The organism is Brucella tritici (genome assembly GCF_902825325.1).
In the GTDB taxonomy this organism is placed as follows: Bacteria; Pseudomonadota; Alphaproteobacteria; order Rhizobiales; family Rhizobiaceae; genus Brucella.
The window spans coordinates 161,906-186,163 of record NZ_CADEAR010000005.1 but is presented as its reverse complement, the minus strand read 5'-3'; the positions used below and the strand labels follow the sequence as shown (position 1 = coordinate 186,163).

Here is a 24,258-nt window from a genome sequence, read left to right as displayed (position 1 = left end):
TCAGTTAGCGCTATCTTCCAACTGGCGCTTGACCTCGCCCTCACCCAGAGGTTCCTTCGGCATGTTGAATACCTGACCTGGCCAGATGAGATCCGGATTGCGAATCTGATCACGATTGGCGAGATAGATCGTCGTATATCGTGTGCCCTTGCCATAGGCGCGCTTGGATATCGTCCAGAGATTATCTCCGCGACGAATGATGACCGAACCTTCGACTTTCTGCAGCGGTGCTGCCGACGAAGCGGCTTCACCGCCATTCGTGCCCGATGGAGCTGCCGTCTGACCGTCAGTATCCGAAGCAACAGCCGAGATATTCTCGCCCGCTTCGCGACGGAACGGGACGCGGGCTGTCGCCAGAACCTGATTGGCATTATCGAGCAGATCGGCGCGAATGATATAGTCTCCGACGCTGAGCGGCTGCTTGCTCTGCACGAGGAAACGGCCATCAGGTGAAATGAGGCTAGCACCAAGTAACGTATCATTGGCGTGGACGATCACACGATTGCCACCCTTGGCTTTACCCGCCACAAAAACCGACTGGCCCTCAATTTCCACCGCTTCGATTGCAATCGGCAAGTCCTGCGCAGGCTTGGCTTCCGGCTTGTCGGCCTTGGCTGCCGCTTCGGGGGCAGCGTCTGTATTCTCCTGTGGTGCAGGAGCTGTCTCCGGCTTGGTGATCAGGCGGCTCGCCTGCCCCGGCTCCTCAACCAGCGCCAGCACCTGCCCCGACTTGGTTTCAGGCACCGACACGATGGCCGTCTGCGCGGAGGTAGCTACATTGTTGTCCGCACCAGTAGCACGCAAGACGAGCTGATGATCACCCGCCTTTAAAGGCTCATCCAGAACAATGGCGAAATCGCCATTGGGTCCCGCCTTGGCCTTGCCCACAACGGTTGCGCCTGCAACAATCTCCACATCGGCATTGGGCAGCGCCTTGCCTGCGACCACGACCGAACCGTCAGGCTCGACGCGAAGAAGATCGAAAACCGGCGTCTTGCTGGCCTGCTCTGCGGGAGCGGCATCAGCCTGCTTGGTATGCTCTTCCGATTGCGCGCCTTGCGGCTTCGCATCGTTTGCTGAAACGTCACCTGCAGGTTTGGTAGTCTCGGATGGCGTTGTTTGTGGCTGCGCTGGCGCATTGCTCGACGCCGGGGTCGACGCTGGCGCAGTTGCATTGGGTTGCGGCGCCTCAACGCGGGATCGCGTCGCATTCCAATAAAGGCCGAGCCCGGCGACAATTGCGACGAGCCCGATACCGAGCAACCCTAAACTGTTTTTTTGCATTTCGCTTCGAAACCCACGCCAGAGACTTTAATGACGGGTTTATAGCTTTTGGCTTCCCCCCACAAGAAATCTGCACCGAAACAGCAAAAGGTACGAGGCTTTTTATTAGCTAGATTACTGTTCTACACAGTTTGTCGGCTTTGATTGGTCTGGATCGTCCATAAGGTTATAGAGATCGGCCGTTTCGCCCTTGGTCCACCAGATATAGACGCCACCGGCATATTTGGCTCCAGACCCTGAAATGACGTTGGAAGCGACGATAGTCTCGTCTTCGAGCTCCAGCTCAGCAAGTGAAATATCACCGGCATTGTAGTAGGTTACCGAGACATTCTTCTCGCCACATTTATACAGAACGGAGTTGGTCGTTACTTCGGTATCGTCCGGCAGTTTGATGTTGATCTCGCCAGCCGATGCGGATGATGCGGCAAAGGTGAGCCCGAGAAACACAACCCAGTTCTTCATATCCAATCCACTTCTCAATCTGGAGTACATACGGATTGAGATATAACAATCGCTGTGAATGTCCACCCGGAACCTGACGTAAACGTCTCACTGACGGCAATCTTCACTGCAAAATGAAATCGCAGACGCTTGACGCTGAAAGGTCAAAAGCGCACAAGAAAATCATGTCTGAGATTCGATCCATCTGTGTTTATTGCGGCTCGTCTACGGGCCTGAATCCCATCTATCGTGAAGCCGGCGTTACGCTTGGCCGGTCCATCGCCGAACACGGTTTGCGCCTCGTCTATGGCGGCGGCACGCGCGGCATCATGGGCGCCGTGGCACAGGGCGTGATGGAAGCTGGCGGCGAAGTCACCGGCATCATCCCGACCTTCCTGCTCGACAAGGAAGCAAGCCTTGAAAAAGCCGAACAGCTGACCGAGCTCATCGTCGTCGGCGACATGCACGAGCGAAAGCATCTCATGTTCCAGAAGTCGGATGCGTTCGTCACGCTCCCTGGCGGCATTGGCACGGTTGAGGAAATCGTGGAAATGATGACCTGGGCGCAGCTCGGCAAGCATCGCAAGCCGATGGTGTTCGCTAACATCAATAATTTCTGGCAGCCGATGCTCTCGCTTCTGGAGCACATGACGGCGGAAGGTTTCCTACACACCGCGCACCAAGTGAAGCCGCTCGTCATCGACAAGGCGGATGACATCGTCCCCGCCATCATCGCCGCCAACGGAAAGGCGCATGAAGGCGACCAGAAGATCATCGAAAAGATGTGAGTTTAGGGCAGTAGGGCAGTAGGGCAGTAGGGCAGTAGGGCAGTAGGGCAGTAGGAAGTTACAGCCGTCGCGGCCATCTACAACCCAAACATACTGCCTTATTCACTTACTGCCCTATTGCCTCACCTCTTCACCAGTGTCGCCACGGCCTCAACATGTGGCGACCAGAGGAACTGGTCAATCGGCGTGACACGTGTAACGCGATAGCCGCCCTTCACCAGAATGGCGAGGTCGCGGGCGAGCGTCACCGGATTGCACGAAACCGCGACAACCTTCTCCACCTTGGATTTTGCAAGTTCAAGCGCCTGTTCTTCCGCACCTGCACGCGGAGGATCGAAAACCACGGCGTTATAGGGCAGCAATTCCTTCGGCATCAGCGGACGGCGGAAAAGGTCGCGACGTTCAACTGAAACAGGCTTCAATCCCTGAACATGGCGCACGCCACGGTCGAGAGCCGCAAGGGCCAGCGCGTCGTTTTCAACGGCATGAACCGCGCTCTTTTCTGCAATCCGCAGCGCGAATGTGCCGACACCGCAGAACAGGTCCGCGACACGCTTGGCTTTGCCCACATGGTCCAGCACGAGCTGCACCATTGCTTCCTCGGCATCCACCGTCGCCTGCAAGAAACAACCGGGCGGAACAGGAACCGGCACCTTGCCGAAATGAATGAGCGGCTTCTTCGGCTCGACAATGATCTCGCCTTCATGCGAAAGGCGCGCAAAGCCCTTCTTCATGACAAGCGCCGTCAGTGCGCGCCGTTGCTCGTCGCTCAGCTGGCCGCAACCGCTTGCAGCAAGATCGAGACCGGATTCCGTTTGTGTTGCTGCCAGCTTGAACGGCTTTGAGCCGGGCGCAATCAAGGCCCCGACTTCACGCAGATCATCAAGCCGCGCAATGATCTCCGGAACGGTTACCGCACATTCGACGATATCAATGATTTCATGGCTGAGGTGACGGTTGAAGCCGAGCAACACGCCCTTCTCCGTCTTGCGTGCCGCAAAAACAGCACGGCGGCGCGTGCGCGGCTGGCAAGCAACCAGAGGCGCAACCTCCGCCTCAATTCCCCTGCCCTTGAGCGCGGAGACGACCAGTTCGCGCTTCCACAGACGGTAGGGTTCATCCTGCCAATGCTGAAGCGCGCAGCCACCGCAATCCTCGAAATGCTGGCAGGCCGGGGCCTGACGCTCGGGCGATGTTTCGAGAAGCGCCATAACCGTCGCGCGGTTCCTGTCGCGCGCAACATTGACCACTTCGCCCGGCAGCGTGAAAGGCACATAAATCTGGCCATCAGGAAGGTTGGCGACGCCATCGCCGCCCGCACCGATCGAGCGGATTGTAATCTGGGTCGTCATCGATCTTTCTTTCCTGCCAGGAGATATTCACGATTACCATCGCCGCCTTCGATAGGCGACGGGCAAAGACCGAGCGCGCGCCAGCCAGCTTGCGTCTCCAGCCATGATTTCAGTTCTTCCGCAATGCGTTCGCCATCTCTCGGATCACGCAGAATGCCGCCCTTGCCAATGGCCTCGCGGCCCGCTTCAAATTGCGGTTTTACAAGAAGCGCGCAGATAGCACCTTTTTGCGCAAAGGCCAATGCCAGAGGCAATGCGAGTTTCAGCGAAATGAAACTCACATCCGAAACCACACAATCGACATTGCGTCCATCGAGATGGGAAAGCTCCAGAGCGCGGGCGTTGAGCCCTTCCTTGTTGGTGACGCGATGATCGGCGCGCAGGGTCTCATGCAGTTGGTCGTGGCCGACATCAATGGCAAGAACATGGTTCGCGCCGCGCTCCAGCAGAACTTGCGTAAAACCGCCAGTCGAAGCGCCGATGTCGAGCGCCGTACGCCCTTTCACATCAAGGTCGAAATGGTCGAGCGCCGCGATAAGCTTCAAGGCAGCGCGGGAAACATAGGCGCTTGCGGGATCATCCACGGCGATCTTTGCGGTGCGCAGAACCGTCTGGCCCGGCTTGGTGACAGGCTTGCCGTCAACCTTGACCGTGCCGCGCTGGATCGCATCGCGCGCCCGCGAACGCGTTGCAAACAACCCAAGCTCCACCATTAGCTGATCGAGCCGCAGGTTCTTGTCGCTCGTTTCCCCACCCATCGGTCAGGCGCTAAATGGCGCTGCAACAGCCTCGCGGCCAAGAGCGGCAAACACCGCATGCACGATGCCTGTCCGGTCAAGACCGGCCTCGGCATACATCGCATCCGGCTTGCCGTGGTCCTGATAGCTATCCGGCAATGTCAAAGCCCGCACCTTGAGGCCACGATCAAGAAGGCCGTCGGTGGCAAGGAATTGCAGCACATGGGAAGCGAAGCCGCCGACAGCGCCCTCTTCCACCATAACCAGCACTTCATGCTCACGCGCCAGGCGGCGGATCAGATCGTGATCGAGCGGCTTGGCGAAGCGTGCATCGGCAACCGTGGTCGAAAGACCGGCGGCCCCCAGCTCATCGGCTGCGGCAAGGCAATCCTGCAAACGCGTTCCGAAGGATAGGAGCGCAACCTTCGTACCTTCGCGCACGATGCGGCCCTTGCCAATTTCGAGCGCTTGACCACGCTCCGGCAGGTCAACACCCACACCGTCACCACGCGGATAGCGGAAAGAAATCGGGCCTTCGTCATATTCGGCAGCCGTGTGTACCATATGGCGCAGTTCGGCTTCATCCGACGCAGCCATCACCACAAAACCGGGAAGAGCTGCGAGAAAGCCTGTATCGAAGGAGCCTGCATGGGTCGGGCCATCGGCACCAACCAGACCGGCGCGATCAATGGGGAAGCGCACGGGCAGGTTCTGGATCGACACGTCATGCACAACCTGATCGTAACCACGCTGCAGGAAGGTGGAATAGATCGCGCAAAACGGCTTGAAACCTTCGCTGGCGAGGCCGGCGGCGAAGGTTACCGCATGTTGCTCGGCAATACCGACATCGAATGTGCGTTGCGGAAACACTTCGCCAAAAAGATCAAGCCCCGTTCCCGATGGCATGGCGGCGGTGATCGCCACGATCTTGTCGTCATGGCGTGCTTCCTCGATCAGGCTGGTGCCGAAAATCTTGGTGTAGCTCGGTGCGTTTGCAGGCGGCTTCGACTGCTTGCCCGTAATAACGTCGAATTTGTTGACGCCGTGATATTTATCGGCAGCAGCTTCGGCAGGCGCATAACCCTTGCCCTTCTGCGTCACCACATGAATGAGCACCGGGCCTTCCTGCGTATCACGTACGTTTTTCAGGATGGGCAGCAGATGATCCAGATTATGCCCGTCGATGGGACCGACATAATAGAAGCCCAGTTCCTCGAACAATGTGCCGCCCGTGAAGAAGGCACGCGCATATTCTTCCGATTTGCGGGCCTTGTCTTGCAGGAACTTCGGCAGTTTCTTGGCGACCTGCTTGGCGGCTTCGCGAACGCTGCGATAGGTCTTGCCGGAGACGAGACGCGCCAGATAGGCACTCATGGCACCGGTTGGCGGTGCAATCGACATGTCGTTATCGTTGAGGATAACGATCAGGCGCGCGTCGAGCGCCCCGGCATTGTTCATCGCCTCATAGGCCATGCCAGCAGACATCGAACCATCGCCGATGACTGCAATCACATTGCGCTTTTCGCCGGAAAGATCGGATGCGACCGCCATGCCGAGGCCGGCCGAAATCGATGTCGACGAATGCGCCGCTCCGAAAGGATCGTATTCGCTCTCTGTGCGCTTGGTGAAGCCCGAAAGACCGCCGGTCTGGCGCAATGTGCGGATACGGTCGCGGCGCCCCGTCAGAATCTTGTGCGGATAGGCCTGATGGCCGACGTCCCAGATGATACGGTCATGCGGCGTGTCGAAGACGTGGTGCAATGCTACTGTCAGCTCCACTACCCCCAGTCCCGCGCCCAGATGCCCGCCAGTGGTAGAAACCACATCAATCAACTCTGCGCGCAATTCCTGCGCGAGTTGTGGCAAGTCGGATTCCGGCAATGCACGCAGGGCTTCCGGGGTCGGCGCCTTGTCAAGCAATGGGGTCATAGGTCGGGACATTAAAACAACCTGTTTCTGGTTAGGCTTTGTTGTCGGTATAGCAGCAACGCGACGGGATCAAGCAGGGCGGGACATCGTGTCCTATAGCCGGGCTCAAATACCCTCATTCAGGCAAAGGTATGAAATCCTTCTCGTCACCGGGCACGATGTCAAAACGCCCACTGCGCCATTCTTCCTTGGCCTGCTCGATCCTCTCCCGTGAAGAGGATACGAAGTTCCACCATACATAGCGCTTCGAACCAAGAGTTGCACCGCCAAAAAGCATAATATGTGCGCCTTCCGGTCCGGCCTGCACGACAATGTCGTCGCCGGGGCGAAAAGCCAGCAAGCGATCCGGTGGAAACACTTCACCGCCAATGCCGACATTGCCCTGCAGCGTATAGATGGCGCGCTCTTCGGCCACAGGCGGGATTGGAAATTGCCCGTTCGGCTCTATTCGAATATCCGCATAAAGCGTATCGGCGTGCTGGATCACCGGAGACTTCAGTCCCAGCATGGAACCCATGATCAGCCGGCCGGAGAAACCACGATCCTCCATCACCGGCAGGTCGGGCGCATTGGTGTGAAAAAACTCAGGATTGATCTCTTCCAGCGCATCGGGCAGCGCCAGCCAGGTCTGGATACCGGAAATCGATAATGGTCCGTTACGCTCTTCTTCAGGAGATCGTTCGGAATGCACAATGCCGCGGCCCGCAGTCATCAGGTTCACGTCACCGGGACGGATAACCATTTCAGTGCCAAGGCTGTCTCTGTGACGAATATGCCCGTCAAACAGATAGGTCACCGTGGATAGGCCGATATGCGGATGCGGGCGCACATCCAGCGCATCGCCGTCCCGCAAAACAGCCGGTCCCATGCGATCGAAGAAAATGAACGGGCCCACCAGACGGCGACGTACCGTCGGCAAGGCTCGCCGCACTTCCAGCCCGCCAATGTCACTCGTGCGGGGAATGACCAGCGTTTCGATGCTGTCAACCGAGGTCTTGTCGCCAAGAACCGGATCAGGACACGGAAAGAAACTCATGAAACGCAACTCCAGCCGTTGATCTACGGTGCTTATATAAGCGGTGGTTTCACTTTATCGAAACTATCCCCAAAACAAAACCGCACCGACGAGCGGTGCGGTTCGATCATGATATAAATACAGTCAGCGTCTCTGCAGCAGCTTCGAAAGCGAGCTCGCGTCTGGCACCTGTCCGTTGGTCGTCAGCTTATCCACCAATCCTGGCAGCACCTGAGACAGCTGATCCAGAAGCTCCTGCTGGTCGATACCGGCATGCTGTGCGATTTCACTCAAGGTTTTCTGACCGATTGCGTCGCCAAGCTGGCCCGGCTCGATTGGGTGGTTGGAACCCTGGCCGACCCAGGAATCCACCTTTTCACCCAAACCAGCCTGTTTCAGCTGATCGAGGAGACCGCCAAGACCGCCACCGAGAGAACCCGGAGCCGAGGGAGCAGCAGAAGCATTACCTGCAGCCGCACCACCGAGCAGTCCGCCAAGACCGCCAAGGATGCCGCCAAGCAGTCCGCCGCCTGCCTGCGATTGATCCGGCACTGGCGCGGGCTGCGCCTGAGTGGTCTCCGCCTCGTCGCTATTCCCCTTCAGCATCTTGCCGATCAGCAGGGCGCCGAGCGCAATCAGAACCGGTTTCGCGAGGCTTCCGCCGGGAATGGGCGAATTGCCTGAGTTGTCGTCATAACTTCCCATCACACGATACTCCCTGTTATCCGATGCCAACTGTGCATTCGGTAAGTTAAAGTTAAATGGGTTTCCCAATTTGACAAGCATTATACCTTGCAAATTTTGTAGCAGTGTGAAAATTTCCTAAGTGCGTGATGCAAAAGTGTATTTACGCATCGGGAGATATTAGATGTCTGTTATAAGCTGGATAATACTAGGCTTGATTGCCGGCTTCATCGGCAGCAAGATTGTCAATAAAAGTGGCCAGGGCATGTTCCTGGATATTGCTCTCGGCATTGTCGGCGCCATCATCGGCGGCGTCATCTTCACCTTTTTCGGCGCACAGGGCGTCACCGGCCTCAACATTTACAGCCTGATCGTTTCCATCATCGGCGCGGTCGTAGTGCTATGGATCTACCATGCCATTTCGGGCAAACGTTCCATTGGCTGATGTGCTAGCATGAAATTCAGGCTCCGGCTCGTCCGGAGCCTTTTTAATTCCGCTTGCCGAAAGACCTGTCAATTAATGAGCTTTCTGGAACCCTATATCGCCGCTTATGGTGCGCTGGCGCTTTTCTTCGTCGTATATTTTGAATCTTTCGGCGCACCCTTGCCGGGCGAAAGCGCCCTCGTAGCAAGCTCGCTGCTTGCCCTTCATGGAGCGCTGAACATTGAGGCTGTGCTGCTCGCGGTCTTTGTTGGCGCGGTGCTAGGCGATTGTACGGGCTATCTGATCGGGCGGTTTGGTGGACGCCGACTGATCCTGCGATATGGACATCTCGTCAAGCTGACGCCGGAACGGCTGGAGCAGTTCGAGAAACTTTTCGATAGCAAGGGAATTTATGTGGTTGCAACGGCACGCTTCGTCGTGTTGCTGCGGCAGCTTAACGGTATCGTTGCAGGTTCAATGAAAATGAACCCGCTACACTTTCTGGCAGCCAACATTGTCGGCGCTGCAGGATGGACGCTTGCCTGGGGACTTGGCCCCTACATGCTGAGCGGCGTTCTGGCGCCTTACGTCGCCCAGCTCAAAACATTATTCTGACCGGATGTACCCGGTTGGTTTATTCGGGATCCAGCGGCTCGGTTCCGACCGGCTGACCGTCGCGGCCAATGCGAATCTTCTCCACCTTGTCCTCGGCAGACTTCAGAAGCGTATCGCAATGCTTCTTGAGGGCTTCGCCGCGCTCATAGATGCGAATGGATTCTTCCAGCGGCACATCGCCCCGCTCCAGATCGTCGACGATCTTCTCAAGCTGCTTCAACGCATCCTCGAAGCTCATTACCGCAATGTCGGCGTTGGACGGTTCGGTTACCATGATTCATCCTTTCAACAGCCGCGTAATATGCGTAGACGCGGACTGCGACAAGCCCTCTAGATCATATCCACCTTCAAGCACACTCACTAGCCGGTGATCGCAGAACCTTTCTGCCCGTTCCATGAGTTTGCCTGTCGCCCAGTCAAAATCCGCTTCGTCGAGATTGAGCTCGGCCAGCGGGTCACGAAAGTGAGCGTCGAAGCCCGCCGAAATAAGGATCAAATCTGGCCGGAAATTGTCCAAAGCGGGCAATACACGACTATTAAATGCCTCGCGGAACTCGCGACTTCCCGTATCAGGCGAAAGCGGCGCATTGAAAATGTTGCCGACGCCGGTTTCATCCTTCGCACCTGTGCCTGGATACAAGGGAAATTGATGCGTCGAACAGAACAGGACGCTTGGATCGTCCTTGAAAATATCCTGCGTCCCGTTGCCGTGATGGACATCCCAATCGACGATAGCGACACGCTCCGCGCCGTGACGCTGTTGCGCATGGCGGGCAGCAATTGCAATATTGTTGAAAAGGCAAAAGCCCATCGCGTTGGAACGCTCGGCATGATGTCCCGGCGGCCGGGCAGCAACGAACACATTGTTCGCAGCGCCGGAAAATACATCGTCAACCGCCGCCGTCGCAGCACCGATGGCCGTCAGTGCGGCATCCATGCTTTTCGGGCTGACATAGGTGTCGCCGTCGAGCTTCACGACAGGCGCTGGTACTTCCTCGTCCGAACCTGGCTCCGGTATGCCGGCACGTATGGCTTCCAGATGTTTTTCCGGATGCGCGAGCAACACTGATGCCTCATCGCCGCGCGGGGCCTCTACCCGGTCGAGCCTATAGAAATCCGGCCCCTCCAGTTCGCTCATCAACGCCCGGATGCGATCCGGCCGCTCGGGATGGCCGGGCGGAGTCAGGTGTTCAAGATAGATCGGATGCCAGTAAAGCCGTGTGGTCATAGATTCACTATAGCATCTCACCGGCACATGGCCATGACGACCATGCGCCAGCTCCGTCTGAATTGAGATTAGATGATTTCCGTTCGCGCGATGTGGATGCCGAAACCTTCAAGGCCGACATAGTGACGCTCACGCGATGCCAGAAGCACGATCGACGTGATGCCGAGATCCTTCAATATCTGCGCTCCGAGGCCGATCTGGCGCCATTCTTCCTCGCGGGCAACCGCTTCGGCATGGCTTTCATGGTCGCTCTGGATCACATCGCGCGCGCGTGTGTCGTGATGATCCGCGCGTACGCCGACAGAGCCTTCGCGCAGATAAACCAGCACGCCCCGACCTTCCTTGCCCATCTTTTCCATGATGGCATCAAGATTGCTGCCACCCTTACCAAAGACGTCGTTCAGCACATCTTCGCGATGCAGGCGGACCGGCACTTCCTCGCCGTCACGAATATCGCCGAATACGACAGCCACGTGCTGCATGGGCTCCCATGGCAGTTCGTAAGTATAGGCATGGGCCGCACCTGCACAGGTCTTGACCGGCGCGTCGCCAACGCGCTTGACCAAAGTTTCCTTGCGCTGGCGATAGGCTATGAGGTCAGCGACCGTGACCCGATGCAGCGTGTGCTTTTCGGCAAAGGCCTTCACGTCCGGGCCACGCATGACGGAACCGTCATCATTGACCAGCTCGCAGATAACGCCGATAGGCGGCAGGTTTGCGAGCTTGCAGAGATCGACAGCAGCTTCCGTATGGCCGGAACGCATCAAGACGCCGCCTTCGCGGGCAACCAGCGGGAAAATATGGCCGGGACGCACAAAGTCCGAAGCGCCAGCATTGGGGTTCGCCAGATTGCGCACGGTCAATGTGCGATCTTCCGCCGAAATGCCGGTCGTCGTGCCATGGCGATAATCAACCGTTACAGTGAATGCCGTCGTGTGAGCGGATTCGTTTTCGGCAACCATCGGTGCGAGGTTGAGGCGCTTGGCTTCGTCGCGGGTCATCGGGGTACAGACGATACCGGATGTGTGGCGTACGATGAAGGCCATCTTTTCCGGCGTGCAATGCACGGCGGCAACGATCAGGTCGCCTTCGTTCTCGCGTCCGTCATCATCCATGACCACGACAATCTCGCCGCGTTCGAAAGCGCGAAGCGCATCAACGACCTGTTTTTGATTATAGCTCATTTCGACCTCTATATGTCAGGCAACCAACGGCCCTATCGTCGGTCAGATATGGCCAATCCGGCCCAATTCAATCAAACGCGGCCAGTTTGGCCCCAAGTTAGTCAGACGCGACCGGTCTGGCCGCGGTGTCGCAGATAATGATCGGCAATCGCGCAAGCTACCATCGCCTCACCGATCGGAACGGCGCGAATACCCACACATGGATCGTGACGGCCCTTGGTCATCACATCCACTTCCTTGCCGTCCTTGTCGATGGAGCGACGCGGTGTCAGGATCGATGAGGTCGGCTTGACGGCAAAGCGCGCCACAACCGGCGCACCGGTTGCAATACCGCCCAGGATGCCGCCGGCATGATTGGACAGGAACAGGGGCTTGCCGTCATTGCCCATGCGCATTTCGTCCGCGTTCTCTTCGCCGGTGAGACGGGCAGCTTCGAAACCGTTGCCGATTTCCACGCCCTTTACAGCATTGATCGACATCAGCAGGCTTGCAATATCCTGATCGAGCTTGCCGTAGATCGGCGCTCCGATACCAGCAGGCACACCTTCAGCAACGATCTCGATGACCGCGCCAACCGACGACCCGCTCTTACGAATCCCATCAAGATAGTCTGCAAACAGCTCGACCGAACCCGCATCCGGCGAAAAGAACGGATTGTTGTCCACTTCCGACCAGTTCCAGCGGCGGCGGTCAATACCGTGCACGCCCATGGCGACCAGCGCGCCCTTGACCTCAAGCCCCGGCACGATCTTGCGTGCAATGGCACCGGCGGCAACACGGGCCGCTGTTTCGCGCGCCGACGAACGTCCGCCGCCGCGATAGTCACGAATCCCATATTTGACATCATAGGTATAATCGGCATGCCCCGGACGATATTGGCGGGCAATCTCGCCATAATCCTTCGAGCGCTGATCGGTGTTCTCGATCATCATCGAAATCGGCGTACCGGTCGTCGTCATGGTTACGCCGTCGTCGTCCAGAAGAAAACCGGAAAGCACACGCACCTGATCCGGCTCACGGCGCTGCGTCGTATATTTGGACTGGCCGGGTTTGCGCTTGTCGAGATAGGCCTGAATTTCGGCTTCAGTGAACGTGATGCCGGGCGGGCAGCCGTCAACAACGCAACCGAGCGCCAGACCGTGGCTTTCGCCCCAGGTGGTTACGCGGAACAGATGACCGAAACTATTGTGAGACATGCGCGACGCCTGAATAAATTGTCCTTGTCCGGAGCAGGTCAAGGAGAGAGCAGCTACTTTACGGCCCGGTTTTATTTAGCTTTTTGACGCTGGTCAAATCAAGCTCCCCCGTGACGTAAAATTTCCTTCTGAAGATCGATATCCGGCATTTTTTTTGACACATTCCGCACGCTAAACTGTGGGTATACGGCGCAAGGCGCTGATAATCGCAATCACGACAATCGTGTCGAATCGGTCAGGCGACAACCCAACCCGAGGCACAACCAAAGGAACGGAAAGTCATGCATTATCTGGTCGGATTAATTCTCATAGTGGCGTCGCTCTTCTCAACGGTAGCCATGGCAGACGATGCCGAAGGCAAGATCACCGGTATCAACAAGGATAGCGAAACCATAACGCTGGATGACGGCCAGACATACAAGCTGCCCGGCGAGTTCGATTACAGCGCGATCAACAAGGGCATGAAAGTCCTCATCATCTATGACATGGTCGACAGCACGCGCTTCATCACCGACATTCAGGAAGCGCCGTAAGCCCGGAACCGCCCCTACAGAAGAATGAGCGGCTCATAAGCCGCTCTTTTCATTTGGACTGGAACCAGCCGCTTCTGACAACACGCGCCCACTCGGCACGACCGTTGTTCTCTGCCATCTGGATCATCCGTGCAGTATCGTAGGGAACATTGCGCAGGGTTATCTGCCAGCCGGCCCCGGTCTGTTCGACGACAGCATAGGACGCATTGGGATTGCCGGTCTGGACAATATGCGGAACCGGGTGATCGTCGTCGTAACCGGGACAACCCACGCTTCCCGGATTGACCAGCACTCGCCCGTCCCCAAGACGAACGACCCGCGGCGTATGCGTATGGCCGCAAATGATAAGAGACGCCGCTATATCTTCGGCCTCCGCCTCGATCTCGACCCGAGACCGCAGAACAACATCACCATTCGCGATAACTTTCTCCATCCAGTAGGTGGTATCGCTCGATGGGGTTCCGTGGCAGATGAATATACGTCCATCGGCCAGAGAGCGCGATGCAGGCATTGCGCGCAGCCATTCGATGTGCCGGTCATCAAGCTGTTCGCGCGCGACCCGATCCGACGGTCCCATCTCCGCGAGCGACTTTTCCACAAGCCAGCGATCATGATTGCCGCGAATGCAGATCATTTCCCGCGCCATCAGCATATCTGCGGTCTCACGCGCGGCTAAGGGGCCACTCAGATGATCGCCGAGATTGATGATCGTCTCGATTTGCAATGCATCGATATCGGCCAGCACCGCAGCCAGCGCATCACTGTTACCGTGAATATCCGATATGACCGCGAAACGTTCGAAGGGCATGTAACGCCTCCATAGCTGGCAAAGTTCTGTTCGCAATCACTATAGACTGATTTGCAGGATCAAACCCACTCCAGCTTGCCGTTTGCGAACTTCAGGATCTTGTCCTGTGGGATGGAAAGATTGGCAGCGGCATGGCCGTCCATATCGCCATAAAGATAAAACAGCGTGCGGATGCAGCCGCCATGCGTCACGCAGACTGTCGGCCATTCCACGGCTTCTACCCAACGCCCGATACGGCGCGACAGGCCCATATAGCTTTCGGCAGTCGTGCCCGGCGGCACGAAATTCCACTTGTCGCGGGCGCGCGCTTCCAGAAGATCCTCGCGCTCTTTGGCGATGTCTTCCATCATGAAGCCCTGCCAGTCGCCGAAATTGACTTCCATCAGCTGCGGATCGGTGCGGTATTCGTACGGGTCGAGCCCCATGCGCAGGCGGATGCGCTCCATCGTTTCACGCGTGCGACGAAGCGGACTTGCCACGAAATCAAAGCCCGCGCCGTTGCCGATCAGCGATTTCAGCATGTCACCATTGCGGTCGGCCTGGCTGCGCCCATTATCGTTGATGTCGATATCAAGCTGCCCCTGAATACGCTGCGAGACATTCCAGTCCGTCTCGCCGTGACGCGAAAAGTAGATGATTTCCCGAGCCACAGCCCTACCTCTATCTGCCGTCAATGAATAATCTGGATAGCTTCCCCGCATCGGAAAAGACAAAGAAAAATCCCGAAAAGCCGGTCAACTTTTCGGGATTTTGTTTTCGATGCTTCAGTCTTTCACGACCGAAATGTCTGGAGCGTCAACCGCTTTCATGCCGATGACATGATAGCCGCTATCCGCGTGGTGGACTTCGCCGGTCACCGAACGGGACAAGTCGGAAAGGAAATAGAGGCCGACATCGCCCACTTCCTCGATGGTGACGGTACGACGCAGCGGCGCATTGTATTCGTTCCACTTGAGGATGTAGCGGAAGTCGCCAATGCCTGAAGCGGCAAGCGTCTTGATCGGGCCAGCCGAGATTGCGTTGACACGAATGTTCTGGGGCCCGAGATCGACAGCCAGATATTTCACGCTTGCTTCGAGAGCGGCCTTAGCCACGCCCATGACGTTATAATTCGGCATGACCTTTTCGGCGCCGTAATAGGTCAGCGTCAGGATCGATCCGCCATCCGCCATCAGCTTTTCCGCCCGGCGCGCAACCGCCGTCAGCGAATAGACTGAGATCAGCATCGTGTTGGTGAAATTGGCTTCCGACGTATCGAGATAGCGGCCCGTCAATTCGTCCTTGTCGGAAAAACCGATAGCATGCACTAGGAAGTCGAGCTTGCCCCACTTCTTTTCAAGCGTCTCGAAAACAGCATCGATACTGGCGGCGTCCGCTACATCGCAATGTCCGGCAACAAACGCGCCAAGCTCTTCTGCCAGCGGTTCGACACGCTTCTTCAATGCATCGCCCTGATAGGTAAATGCGAGCTCCGCGCCTGCATCGCGAGCGGCCTTTGCAATACCCCATGCGATGGAGCGGTTGTTGGCGACGCCCAGAATCAATCCACGCTTGCCCTGCAACAAACCTGACTGTGCGGTCATTAGGGGTCCTCATTGAAAACAATTAACTTGTTGCCCTATCGCACAGGCTCGGCTCTCCTTCAAGCAATTGCAGTGAAAAAGCCGGGCATTGTCACTTTACTGCCGCAGAGAGACAACACCCGGCTTCAAACGATTGAAGTGGAACTTAAGCGACTTTGCGCTTTTGCAGGAATTCTTCCAGTTCCTTGTCACCGCCTTCCGGCAGCATGATCCGCACATGCACGTAGAGATCGCCACGTCCGCCGGCTTTCAACGGAAGGCCTTTTTCTTTCAGGCGCAGCACGCGGTCGGAGCTTGACCAGGCCGGTATTTTAACCGCGATCCGTCCGTCGAGCGTTTCGACTTCCTGCTTGCCGCCAAGCACGGCGTCGGCAAGTTCGATCGGCAGGTCTACATGGACATCACGCCCTTCCAGACGAAATCGCGGATGTGCCTTGAAGTGGATCGTGACGAGAGCATCACCGGCGGTTCCACCCATCAACGGCTCGCCCTGCCCTTTCAGGCGAATGGTCTGCCCATCTTCCACGAATTTCGGCAATTTGATCTTCAGATGCTTGCCATTCGGAAAGATCGCCTCGACCTTCTCCGCACCGGCCGCTTGTTCCAGCGTGATATTAATGGACGCGGACAGGTCGGCTCCCTTCGCCGGGCCGCGCTGACGCGCGCCACCCGCACGCGCACCGCCGCCGAATGCACCTCCGAAAAGATCATTCAGAATGTCTTCCGCGCCGCCATAGCCGCCGCCTTGCTGAAAACCGCCTGGACCGGATCGAAACTCGAAATGACTGTTGCCGTCGCCGCCCTGCCGGAACCCGGCGAACGGGTCGCCATGAGCGCCGCCGAAGCCTTGTCCGCCGGTAAAACCTTGAAAGGTAGGCTTGCCTTCGGCATCGATCTCGCCGCGGTCGAATTGTCCGCGCTTGTCCTTGTCGCCCAGAACTTCATAGGCCTGGTTCAGTTCTGCAAAGTGCTCCTGCGCCTTCGGATCGTCCTTGTTCTGATCCGGATGGTGCTTTTTGGCCAGTTTGCGGAAAGCCGATTTTATTTCCTCGGGCTTCGCCGTTTTGGCGACGCCCAACACGCTATAGGGATCGCGCATATAGTTCCTCTTTCAGGAAAATGACTGTGAGATAAGTAAGACTCGTTGCCCATAATATGCGCATGTGACCGGAAAAGTTCCAGTCAAACCAGAGTTTTCTTTTCAGCGCATTTTGGATCAGGCACTCAGATTGGAGCGAAAGAAGTCACCGTCCATTGGCCGCCACGCTGCATGCAGGTTTCGCCGCGGTAGATGGAAACACCGTCAAAAGCTTCCCGCGAGGTTTCGAACTCGCGGCAAAGCTGATTGTTCTTGCTGTTCTCGGCAATCGTCGTGATCGTGCCCTGGCTGCCTGTCTCAGGGTTGGCCCATGGTACAGGCTTTTTGCCCCATTCCATGAAATTGAGAGCGGAAACAACGTTCTTTATAGCGGATTGATCGGAAAGCTTGCCGGTATCGGTTTCCACCGGCTGAGGCTGCATTACTGATCCGGTGATCGTGGAAGAATCGGGAGCAGCTTTTTCGATGCTCACACCACCCATGGCGCAACCGGCAAGCGAGAAGACGCAGATGCCAATCGCCACCTTGTGCAGCGCATTTGCGCCACAGCTCAGGCTCCAGAGATTGTCTTTATGGCGAAGCGTCTCGACAGCCAACGCTATTCCCTTATTTCTACACGCTAAAGATGCAGGGATTATGGGTGAACTTGAGTTAACAAGCGGTGTGCCGGAAAGGTAAACAAATCGGAATCAGAGCACAACGCCCAACTCCGTACTTTATTCAGCCGTCAAACGATGTTTCCGGTTTTCTGCATCCTGATCGACAGAGCCCACTCAATCGGTGACCAGCTGCCGTTCAAGGAGAGGTGAACGCGACGCATTCACCGTTTTGGTGCGGGTCGCATAGCCGTTCCGGCCTGCCTGTTTCACCTTGTAGAGCGCAAGATCGGCGCGGGCAAAAACGTCGAGGTCACTCGTTTCATTATCGCGCTCCTCGCTGGCGATACCTATGCTCACCGTTATGACGAGTTTCTGTCCATTGAACACAAGTGGCGCATCATTAATCGCCCTGACGACATCGCGAGCGATTTCCGTCGCTTCCTGCTCGTCCATCTTTGTCAGCAGAATGGAAAACTCATCCCCGCCAAGGCGCGCCAGCACACCGCGCCGGTTGAGGACATCGACCGCCACATCGGAAAAATGCACGAGCGCCTGATCGCCCAGCGCATGGCCATAGGTGTCGTTCCATTGCTTGAAATTGTCTATGTCGATCAGCATGACGCTATAGGCTGTACCGTCTTCACTGAATGCAAGTTCCGCCCGCGTCAGCCTTTTCATGAAATGGCGACGGTTTGGAAGCCCGGTCAGTTCGTCGGTTTCCGCCACCTTGGCCATATCGCCATGCAGGCGGTTCATTGCCATGACAATGAAGCCGAAATTCCAGATCATGCCGCTATAGATCACACAGACCAGCGCATAACTTTCGATGGAAAAATAAAGCGACTGGTCGAATTCTCCCGCCCATGCGGCAATGTTCAGCGACGTCTCGATAGCATGTCCGACTATACCCAGCAGAAATGCCATGATGGCAATCTGGCCGCCAAGGCCGATATTCTTCTGCCGGGCCAGATAAACAACAGTCATGACCATAGGCACTGACTGCCCCACCGCATAGGCTATGTTGCGTCCCTGCCAACTCGAATGAAAAGCCGCCATGACGGCGAAGCTTGCAAGCGATATGCCCAAGGCCAGCCGCCAGCCGCCTTTCTGGCCATGGAAATAACGTGCACCGACATATGCCAGGCAGAATCCGTAAATGATGATGGTGTTGCCGGTGACCGCAGGCCAGAATGCGCCCTCATTACCTTGCAGCGAAAGAACGAAGCCTCCGACCAGCAGAAGCGTCGTCGAAAGAAGCCAGATTCTGGCGGGCCGGAACTTGCGATAGGAGAAGGCGATAGCGGTCCAGATGATGCAGACCGTCAGCGAATTTAAGAGAATCACAATATAAAGCGTCAGAAAATCGAGTTTTGGCATAGCCCCTACCTTGACCGGCGCCCTACAAGAAGTTGCCCGTCAAGTAAAGCTATGTCGAGCCCTGCGACGACACATCCCGGCAAGACCATGGACAAAATGCCGGTTATCGAAGAAGCTCCCTCCCGACCCGCCCCATTTGGGGTTTCTTTGGCGGGGACTCCCCTGCAGGACGATCCGCAAAATTGCGACAGGCTGTTGAATTATCCAAAATGACAAACGCAAGCGACGACTTCACCGAATCCTCCCAACCATTCAAACTCTTTGCCGATTGGCTGGTCGACGCCAAAGAAAGCGAACCGAACGATCCCAACGCGGTCGCACTGGCAACCGTCGATCCCGATGGCTTGCCCAATGTGCGCATGGTGCTGCTGAAGGATTTCGACGAACAGGGGTTCGTTTTCTACACCAATTATGAAAGCACCAAGGGCAAGGAAATCCTGTCAGCGGAAAAGGCCGCGATGTGCTTCCATTGGAAGACGCTGCGCCGTCAGGTGCGCGTGCGCGGCGTGGTGGAGAAAGTAAGCAATGCCGAGGCCGATGCCTATTACGCCTCGCGCCCGCGCGGCAGCCGCATCGGCGCATGGGCATCCAAGCAGTCACGTCCGCTGGAAAGCCGCTTCGCGCTGGAAAAGGCCGTTGCGGAATATACCGCAAAATATGCCATCGGCGACATTCCACGCCCGTCCTACTGGTCGGGTTTCCGTATTCGCCCAGTCTCGATCGAATTCTGGCATGACAGGGCCTTCCGCCTGCATGACCGCGTGCTGTTCACACGTCCCTCGCCGGAAGGCGACTGGAACAAGGAACGGCTCTATCCGTAATCCGATAAAAAGAAGGCCACCGTTTCTGGTGGCCTTCTTATTTATACCAGCGGCTTGACCGCTACCCACAGGCTCCCGACAACAAGCCCAAGGAAAATCAGCCAGCCTACGATATTGTTGGATTTGAACAGTTTCAGGCACTGGTCGGGATTGTCGATATCCAAGACGATGATCTGGCGGTAGAGGTGCACGCCCGCTGCGAGCAATCCGGCCAGTGCTGGCATTGGCACCTCAGCCACGGCGAAGGCCGCCGCAAAAAAGCCGATAGCGCCACCATAGAGGATCATCAACGCCGTCTTGGTATGCTTGCCGAACAGACGCGCCGTCGAGCGCACACCCACCAGCGCATCGTCTTCCTTGTCCTGATGCGCATAGATCGTGTCATAGCCGATCGTCCAGAGGATCGCACCGATATAGAGCAGTACCGGTGCAAGGCTGAGCGAGCCTTCCACCGCAGCCCAGCCCATGAGTGCGCCCCATGAGAAAGCAAGACCAAGCACGAATTGCGGCCAGTTGGTAATGCGCTTCATGAAAGGATAGGCAGCAACAATCAGAAGCGAGAAAATGCCCAGCCCGATGGAAAACCAGTTGAACTGCAGCACCACAACGAGACCGACCAGCGCCTGCAAAACCAGAAAAATCTTGGCTTGACCACGTGTCACCTGCCCCGACGGCAGTGGCCTTGAACGCGTGCGATCCACCTTGTCGTCAATATCCTGATCGACAAGATCGTTATAGGTGCAGCCGGAGCCACGCATGGCAATGGCGCCGACCAGAAACAGAACGAGATGCCAGATCGAAGGCATGACGGCCCAGGCGCCATCGCCCGGCTTGGCGCCCGCACCCGCCACCAGAGCTGCCGACCACCAGCACGGCCAGAGCAGAAGCTGCCAGCCAATCGGACGATCCCACCGGGCGAGCTGTGCATAGGGCCAGAGCCAATGCGGCAGCAGCTTATAGACCCAATGGCCCGATGGAGCATCCTTTACACGCCCTTGCGCATTGCGTGACTGAATCGATCCGTGTAGTTCGGGCTGTGACATGGCGAAATCCTTGATATATGCAGCCACCACTATAACCCCGACGAAGACGGAGCAAGCAATGAGAGTTCTTTTAATCGGTTCTGGCGGTCGTGAACATGCTCTGGCCTGGAAACTGTCCGCTTCTCCGTCACTGACAAAACTCTATTGCGCGCCTGGCAATCCGGGCATCGCGGAAGCCGCCGAGCTGGTCGATATCGATGTCAGCGACCACAAGGCCGTCATTGCCTTCGCCAAGGATAAGGCCATCGATCTGGTCATAGTCGGACCGGAAGCGCCGCTGGTTGCAGGACTTGCCGACGATCTGCGCGCCGAAAACATCCGCGTCTTTGGCCCCTCCAAGGCGGCAGCCCAGCTGGAAGGCTCCAAGGGTTTCACCAAGGATCTCTGCGCCCGCTTCGATATTCCGACCGGGGCCTATGGCCGTTTCAACAATGCGCCGAAAGCCAAGGCCTATATCCGCCAGCAGGGCGCGCCCATCGTGGTGAAGGCTGACGGTCTGGCCGCAGGCAAGGGCGTGGTTGTTGCGATGACGCTCGATGAAGCGCTCGACGCCGTAGACGCCTGTTTCGAGGGCGCTTTCGGTTCCGCGGGGGCCGAAGTGGTGGTCGAAGAATTTCTGGACGGCGAAGAAGCAAGCTTCTTCTGCATCTGCGATGGCAAGACCGCCTTGCCGCTCGGCTCGGCGCAGGACCACAAGCGCGTCGGCGACGGCGACACCGGCCCGAATACGGGCGGCATGGGCGCCTATGCCCCTGCTCCGGTCATGACGCCGGAAATTGTCGAACGAACGATGCGCGAAGTGATCGAACCGACCATGCGCGGCATGGCGGAAATCGGCGCACCATTTTCCGGCATTCTGTTTCTCGGCCTGATGATCGGCAAGGACGGCCCGAAGCTCATCGAATACAATACCCGTTTCGGTGATCCGGAATGCCAGGTGCTGATGATGCGCCTCAACAGCGACCTGCTCGCGCTCATCAATGCCGCCGTGGACGGCAAGCTCGATGAAGTCTCGCTCGATTGGAAAGACCAGCCCGCGCTGACGGTGGTGATGGCTGCGGAAGGCTATCCGTCCAATGTGAAGAAGGGCAGCGTCATCCGCGATCTCGACAAGCTCGAAGGCATCGATGGCGTCAAGCTCTTCCATGCGGGAACGGCGGAGAAGGACGGCAGCATCGTTGCCAGCGGAGGCCGCGTGCTCAACATCACCGCCATTGCCGATACGGTCGCCGAGGCACAGGCCCGCGCTTATGAAGCCGTGAAGCTCATCGACTGGCCGGAAGGTTTCTACCGCTCCGATATCGGTTGGCGTGCCGTGGAACGGGAAAACCAAGCCGACAAGAAATAGCCTCGACAGCAATCTGCCGCGGCCAAGTTTCGGTCCTTACAGGCGGATGATGCCTAATGGATTGAATTTGACGATTGATACCCGTTCGATATTAATCCCGTTTCAAACGTCAAATTCGAAAAATCCACTAGATTCATAAAGTTACTAGTAGTCTTTTTGCTTCCGACATTTGCTCAGCGCTCATATCCGAGGATGCAAATGTCGGAATCAGACCACTAGTTTGTTTACCTCCATACAAATGGCTGTGAAGCCGCTGCATAATATTGACGTTTACGTAATAAGCCGATAGCTCTTGTATTGAACAGCCAAAATGGCTCCTGCCGGATTGCATGAAGCACCGGCGCAGGGCGGGCTTCCGAGGAGAAGTCCGCGAAACATACTCGGAGGAAAGATGTATCGCGCGCCGGTTTCTGAAATTTCCCATACGCTGATGAAAGTTGCAGGGCTGGAGAAAGCCCTCGACGACAACCGTTTCCCTGAATTTTCCGCCGATCTTGCCGCCGCCATTCTGGAAGAAGCCGGCAAGTTTGCCTCCGAGCGCGTCGAACCTTTGCGCATCACCGGCGACAAGCACGGCGCGACCGTCAAGGACGGCGTCGTCACGACCGCGCCGGGTTGGAAAGAGCTATATCGCGACTGGATCGAAGGCGGCTGGAACTCGCTGACCGGTACGCCGGACTATGGCGGTCAGGGCCTGCCCACGATGATGTCGGTTGCGGTAAGCGAAATGTGGAATTCCGGCACGCTTGCTTTCGCCATCGCCCCGACGCTGACGATGGGTGCCGTCGAAGCGGTCGAAAAACACGCCTCCAAGGAATTGAAGGACATCTATCTCGAAAAGCTCATCAGCGGCGAGTGGATGGGCACGATGAACCTGACCGAACCGCACGCGGGTTCCGATCTTGGCGTACTTCGCACTCGTGCGGAACGCGCCGATGACGGCAGCTACCGCATCTTCGGCCAGAAGATTTTCATCACCTATGGCGAGCATGACCTGACCGACAATATCGTGCATCTGGTACTGGCCCGCCTGCCCGATGCCCCTGCCGGGACAAAGGGTATTTCGCTTTTCCTTGTACCGAAGTTCCTCGTGAACGATGACGGCTCGCTCGGTCGCAGGAACGATCTGTTCTGCTCGGGCCTTGAACACAAGATGGGCATCCACGCCTCGCCTACCTGCACCATGATCTATGGCGATGGTTTCGTGAAAGGTGAGGAACAGGGGGCAGTCGGCTACCTGATCGGCGAGGAAAATCGTGGGTTAGCCTGCATGTTCACCATGATGAACAACGCCCGCCTGCTCGTCGGCATTCAGGGCGTCGGCGTTGCCGAAGCCGCCTATCAGCAGGCTCTCGCCTATGCGAAGGAACGCAAGCAGGGCCGCGCCATCGGTGCTGCCCCGAAAGACGGCATGAGTCCGATCATCGAACACCCGGACGTGCAGCGCATGTTGCTGACGATGAAGGCGCTGACGCAGGTTGCCCGTTCGATCACCTATTCCTGCGCTCATGCCATCGACATGAGTCATGCGACGAACGGTGCGGACCAGCAGTTTTGGTCGGATCGTGCCGGTTTGCTGACACCGCTTGCCAAAAGCTTCGCGACCGATGCAGGTGTGGACGTCGCTTCGCTCGGCATCCAGATTCACGGCGGCATGGGCTTCATCGAAGAGACAGGTGCAGCGCAATTGCTGCGCGATGCCCGCATCACCCCGATCTACGAAGGCACCAACGGCATTCAGGCCATCGACCTTGTGGCGCGCAAGCTGCCCCTCGGGAACGGTGAACATATCAAGGGTTTCCTTGCAGAATTACAGGAAGACGCCGACAAGGCCACCGCATCCAATCGCCCGGAACTCGGCGAAACCGGCGCGCGCCTTTCCAAGGCTATTACGGAGGCTCGCGAAGCCACGGACTGGCTGCAAAAGGCGGTTACAGAAGGGCAGCTTGAAGCGGCACTTGCCGGAGCCACGCCTTATCAGCGGCTTTTGTCGCTGGTTTCCGGCGGCGCTTATCTCGCGCGCGCAGCGCTTGCCGACGACGATAGCGGACGCGCGGTGCTGAGCCGCTTCTTCGCGGAAAACATGCTCGCCGAAGTATCCTCTCTGAAGGACACCGTCATCACCGGCGCCGCCAGTCTTGCCGCCGCCAAATCTGCGCTGGAGGCGTGA

General features: G+C 57.3%; 25 protein-coding genes. 7 read left to right on the top strand and 18 right to left on the bottom strand.

Going from position 1 to position 24,258, the window contains the following annotated elements; all coding sequences use genetic code 11:
- Both HWX93_RS09255 and HWX93_RS09250 read right to left on the bottom strand, forming a co-directional pair.
- Nucleotides 1-1,284, bottom strand: coding sequence for an Ig-like domain-containing protein (locus tag HWX93_RS09255; RefSeq protein WP_176037201.1), 1,284 nt, complete (start codon nucleotides 1,282-1,284; stop codon nucleotides 1-3).
- A gap of 114 nt (nucleotides 1,285-1,398) precedes the next feature.
- The gene (locus HWX93_RS09250; RefSeq protein WP_029925558.1) at nucleotides 1,399-1,746 is read right to left on the bottom strand and encodes an MliC family protein; all 348 of its coding nucleotides are present in this window, start codon (nucleotides 1,744-1,746) and stop codon (nucleotides 1,399-1,401) included.
- A 164-nt stretch (nucleotides 1,747-1,910) separates the two neighbouring features.
- On the opposite strand from HWX93_RS09250, the gene HWX93_RS09245 reads away from it, so the two are divergent.
- Nucleotides 1,911-2,513 carry a TIGR00730 family Rossman fold protein gene (locus HWX93_RS09245; RefSeq protein WP_109986277.1) on the top strand — a complete coding sequence of 201 codons (603 nt, stop codon included), beginning with the start codon at nucleotides 1,911-1,913 and terminating at the stop codon, nucleotides 2,511-2,513.
- Between the two features lie 122 nt (nucleotides 2,514-2,635).
- Here HWX93_RS09245 and HWX93_RS09240 read toward each other — a convergent pair whose 3' ends face one another.
- From HWX93_RS09240 to HWX93_RS09220, 5 genes are all read right to left on the bottom strand, one after another.
- Nucleotides 2,636-3,865 carry a class I SAM-dependent RNA methyltransferase gene (locus HWX93_RS09240; RefSeq protein ID WP_176037200.1) on the bottom strand — a complete coding sequence of 410 codons (1,230 nt, stop codon included), beginning with the start codon at nucleotides 3,863-3,865 and terminating at the stop codon, nucleotides 2,636-2,638.
- Complete coding sequence (locus tag HWX93_RS09235; RefSeq protein ID WP_176037199.1) at nucleotides 3,862-4,623, bottom strand: TlyA family RNA methyltransferase; 762 nt, start codon at nucleotides 4,621-4,623, stop codon at nucleotides 3,862-3,864. The genes HWX93_RS09240 and HWX93_RS09235 overlap by 4 nt, the downstream gene beginning before the upstream one ends.
- Before the next feature lie 3 nt (nucleotides 4,624-4,626).
- A complete protein-coding gene (gene dxs, locus HWX93_RS09230) occupies nucleotides 4,627-6,543 on the bottom strand; it encodes a 1-deoxy-D-xylulose-5-phosphate synthase (RefSeq protein ID WP_176037198.1) in 1,917 nt (638 codons plus the stop codon).
- Nucleotides 6,544-6,646: 103 nt separating this feature from the next.
- Nucleotides 6,647-7,567 (bottom strand): pirin family protein, encoded by a 921-nt coding sequence (locus HWX93_RS09225; RefSeq protein WP_176037197.1) that lies wholly within the window; start codon nucleotides 7,565-7,567, stop codon nucleotides 6,647-6,649.
- A gap of 123 nt (nucleotides 7,568-7,690) precedes the next feature.
- Nucleotides 7,691-8,251, bottom strand: a complete 561-nt coding sequence (locus HWX93_RS09220) for a YidB family protein (protein WP_109986148.1) — start codon at nucleotides 8,249-8,251, stop codon at nucleotides 7,691-7,693.
- A 163-nt stretch (nucleotides 8,252-8,414) separates the two neighbouring features.
- On the opposite strand from HWX93_RS09220, the gene HWX93_RS09215 reads away from it, so the two are divergent.
- Complete coding sequence (locus HWX93_RS09215) at nucleotides 8,415-8,675, top strand: GlsB/YeaQ/YmgE family stress response membrane protein (RefSeq protein WP_109986147.1); 261 nt, start codon at nucleotides 8,415-8,417, stop codon at nucleotides 8,673-8,675.
- Nucleotides 8,676-8,750: 75 nt separating this feature from the next.
- Nucleotides 8,751-9,269, top strand: a complete 519-nt coding sequence (locus HWX93_RS09210; RefSeq protein ID WP_176037196.1) for a DedA family protein — start codon at nucleotides 8,751-8,753, stop codon at nucleotides 9,267-9,269.
- A gap of 19 nt (nucleotides 9,270-9,288) precedes the next feature.
- On the opposite strand, the gene HWX93_RS09205 is transcribed toward HWX93_RS09210, so the two are convergent.
- From HWX93_RS09205 to aroC, 4 genes are all read right to left on the bottom strand, one after another.
- Nucleotides 9,289-9,543, bottom strand: a complete 255-nt coding sequence (locus tag HWX93_RS09205) for an exodeoxyribonuclease VII small subunit (protein WP_002963588.1) — start codon at nucleotides 9,541-9,543, stop codon at nucleotides 9,289-9,291.
- A 3-nt stretch (nucleotides 9,544-9,546) separates the two neighbouring features.
- Nucleotides 9,547-10,497, bottom strand: coding sequence for a histone deacetylase family protein (locus HWX93_RS09200; RefSeq protein ID WP_176037195.1), 951 nt, complete (start codon nucleotides 10,495-10,497; stop codon nucleotides 9,547-9,549).
- A 68-nt stretch (nucleotides 10,498-10,565) separates the two neighbouring features.
- Complete coding sequence (ribB, locus tag HWX93_RS09195) at nucleotides 10,566-11,681, bottom strand: 3,4-dihydroxy-2-butanone-4-phosphate synthase (RefSeq protein ID WP_109986144.1); 1,116 nt, start codon at nucleotides 11,679-11,681, stop codon at nucleotides 10,566-10,568.
- A 101-nt stretch (nucleotides 11,682-11,782) separates the two neighbouring features.
- Nucleotides 11,783-12,877 carry a chorismate synthase gene (gene aroC / locus HWX93_RS09190; RefSeq protein WP_176037194.1) on the bottom strand — a complete coding sequence of 365 codons (1,095 nt, stop codon included), beginning with the start codon at nucleotides 12,875-12,877 and terminating at the stop codon, nucleotides 11,783-11,785.
- Nucleotides 12,878-13,158: 281 nt separating this feature from the next.
- Between aroC and HWX93_RS09185 the strand changes: the two genes are divergently transcribed.
- Nucleotides 13,159-13,410 (top strand): DUF1344 domain-containing protein, encoded by a 252-nt coding sequence (locus HWX93_RS09185; RefSeq protein ID WP_010658359.1) that lies wholly within the window; start codon nucleotides 13,159-13,161, stop codon nucleotides 13,408-13,410.
- Nucleotides 13,411-13,459: 49 nt separating this feature from the next.
- On the opposite strand, the gene HWX93_RS09180 is transcribed toward HWX93_RS09185, so the two are convergent.
- The 6 genes from HWX93_RS09180 to HWX93_RS09155 all read right to left on the bottom strand — a co-directional run bounded on the left by HWX93_RS09180 (nucleotide 13,460) and on the right by HWX93_RS09155 (nucleotide 18,876).
- Complete coding sequence (locus HWX93_RS09180; protein WP_176037193.1) at nucleotides 13,460-14,218, bottom strand: metallophosphoesterase family protein; 759 nt, start codon at nucleotides 14,216-14,218, stop codon at nucleotides 13,460-13,462.
- A gap of 59 nt (nucleotides 14,219-14,277) precedes the next feature.
- Nucleotides 14,278-14,868, bottom strand: a complete 591-nt coding sequence (locus tag HWX93_RS09175) for a histidine phosphatase family protein (RefSeq protein WP_176037192.1) — start codon at nucleotides 14,866-14,868, stop codon at nucleotides 14,278-14,280.
- A gap of 114 nt (nucleotides 14,869-14,982) precedes the next feature.
- Nucleotides 14,983-15,801, bottom strand: coding sequence for an enoyl-ACP reductase FabI (gene fabI, locus HWX93_RS09170; RefSeq protein WP_176037191.1), 819 nt, complete (start codon nucleotides 15,799-15,801; stop codon nucleotides 14,983-14,985).
- A 145-nt stretch (nucleotides 15,802-15,946) separates the two neighbouring features.
- Nucleotides 15,947-16,900, bottom strand: coding sequence for a DnaJ C-terminal domain-containing protein (locus HWX93_RS09165; protein ID WP_176037190.1), 954 nt, complete (start codon nucleotides 16,898-16,900; stop codon nucleotides 15,947-15,949).
- Nucleotides 16,901-17,025: 125 nt separating this feature from the next.
- Nucleotides 17,026-17,454 carry an RT0821/Lpp0805 family surface protein gene (locus HWX93_RS09160; RefSeq protein WP_235969096.1) on the bottom strand — a complete coding sequence of 143 codons (429 nt, stop codon included), beginning with the start codon at nucleotides 17,452-17,454 and terminating at the stop codon, nucleotides 17,026-17,028.
- Nucleotides 17,455-17,673: 219 nt separating this feature from the next.
- Nucleotides 17,674-18,876 (bottom strand): GGDEF domain-containing protein, encoded by a 1,203-nt coding sequence (locus HWX93_RS09155; protein WP_176037189.1) that lies wholly within the window; start codon nucleotides 18,874-18,876, stop codon nucleotides 17,674-17,676.
- A gap of 209 nt (nucleotides 18,877-19,085) precedes the next feature.
- On the opposite strand from HWX93_RS09155, the gene pdxH reads away from it, so the two are divergent.
- Nucleotides 19,086-19,697 carry a pyridoxamine 5'-phosphate oxidase gene (pdxH, locus tag HWX93_RS09150; RefSeq protein ID WP_109986138.1) on the top strand — a complete coding sequence of 204 codons (612 nt, stop codon included), beginning with the start codon at nucleotides 19,086-19,088 and terminating at the stop codon, nucleotides 19,695-19,697.
- A 41-nt stretch (nucleotides 19,698-19,738) separates the two neighbouring features.
- Here the strand turns inward: pdxH and ubiA are convergent, their stop codons facing one another.
- Nucleotides 19,739-20,740 (bottom strand): 4-hydroxybenzoate octaprenyltransferase, encoded by a 1,002-nt coding sequence (gene ubiA, locus HWX93_RS09145; protein ID WP_176037188.1) that lies wholly within the window; start codon nucleotides 20,738-20,740, stop codon nucleotides 19,739-19,741.
- A gap of 58 nt (nucleotides 20,741-20,798) precedes the next feature.
- On the opposite strand from ubiA, the gene purD reads away from it, so the two are divergent.
- Together purD and HWX93_RS09135 are read left to right on the top strand one after the other, a co-directional pair.
- Nucleotides 20,799-22,088 carry a phosphoribosylamine--glycine ligase gene (gene purD, locus HWX93_RS09140; protein ID WP_176037187.1) on the top strand — a complete coding sequence of 430 codons (1,290 nt, stop codon included), beginning with the start codon at nucleotides 20,799-20,801 and terminating at the stop codon, nucleotides 22,086-22,088.
- A 391-nt stretch (nucleotides 22,089-22,479) separates the two neighbouring features.
- Nucleotides 22,480-24,258 (top strand): acyl-CoA dehydrogenase, encoded by a 1,779-nt coding sequence (locus tag HWX93_RS09135; protein ID WP_176037186.1) that lies wholly within the window; start codon nucleotides 22,480-22,482, stop codon nucleotides 24,256-24,258.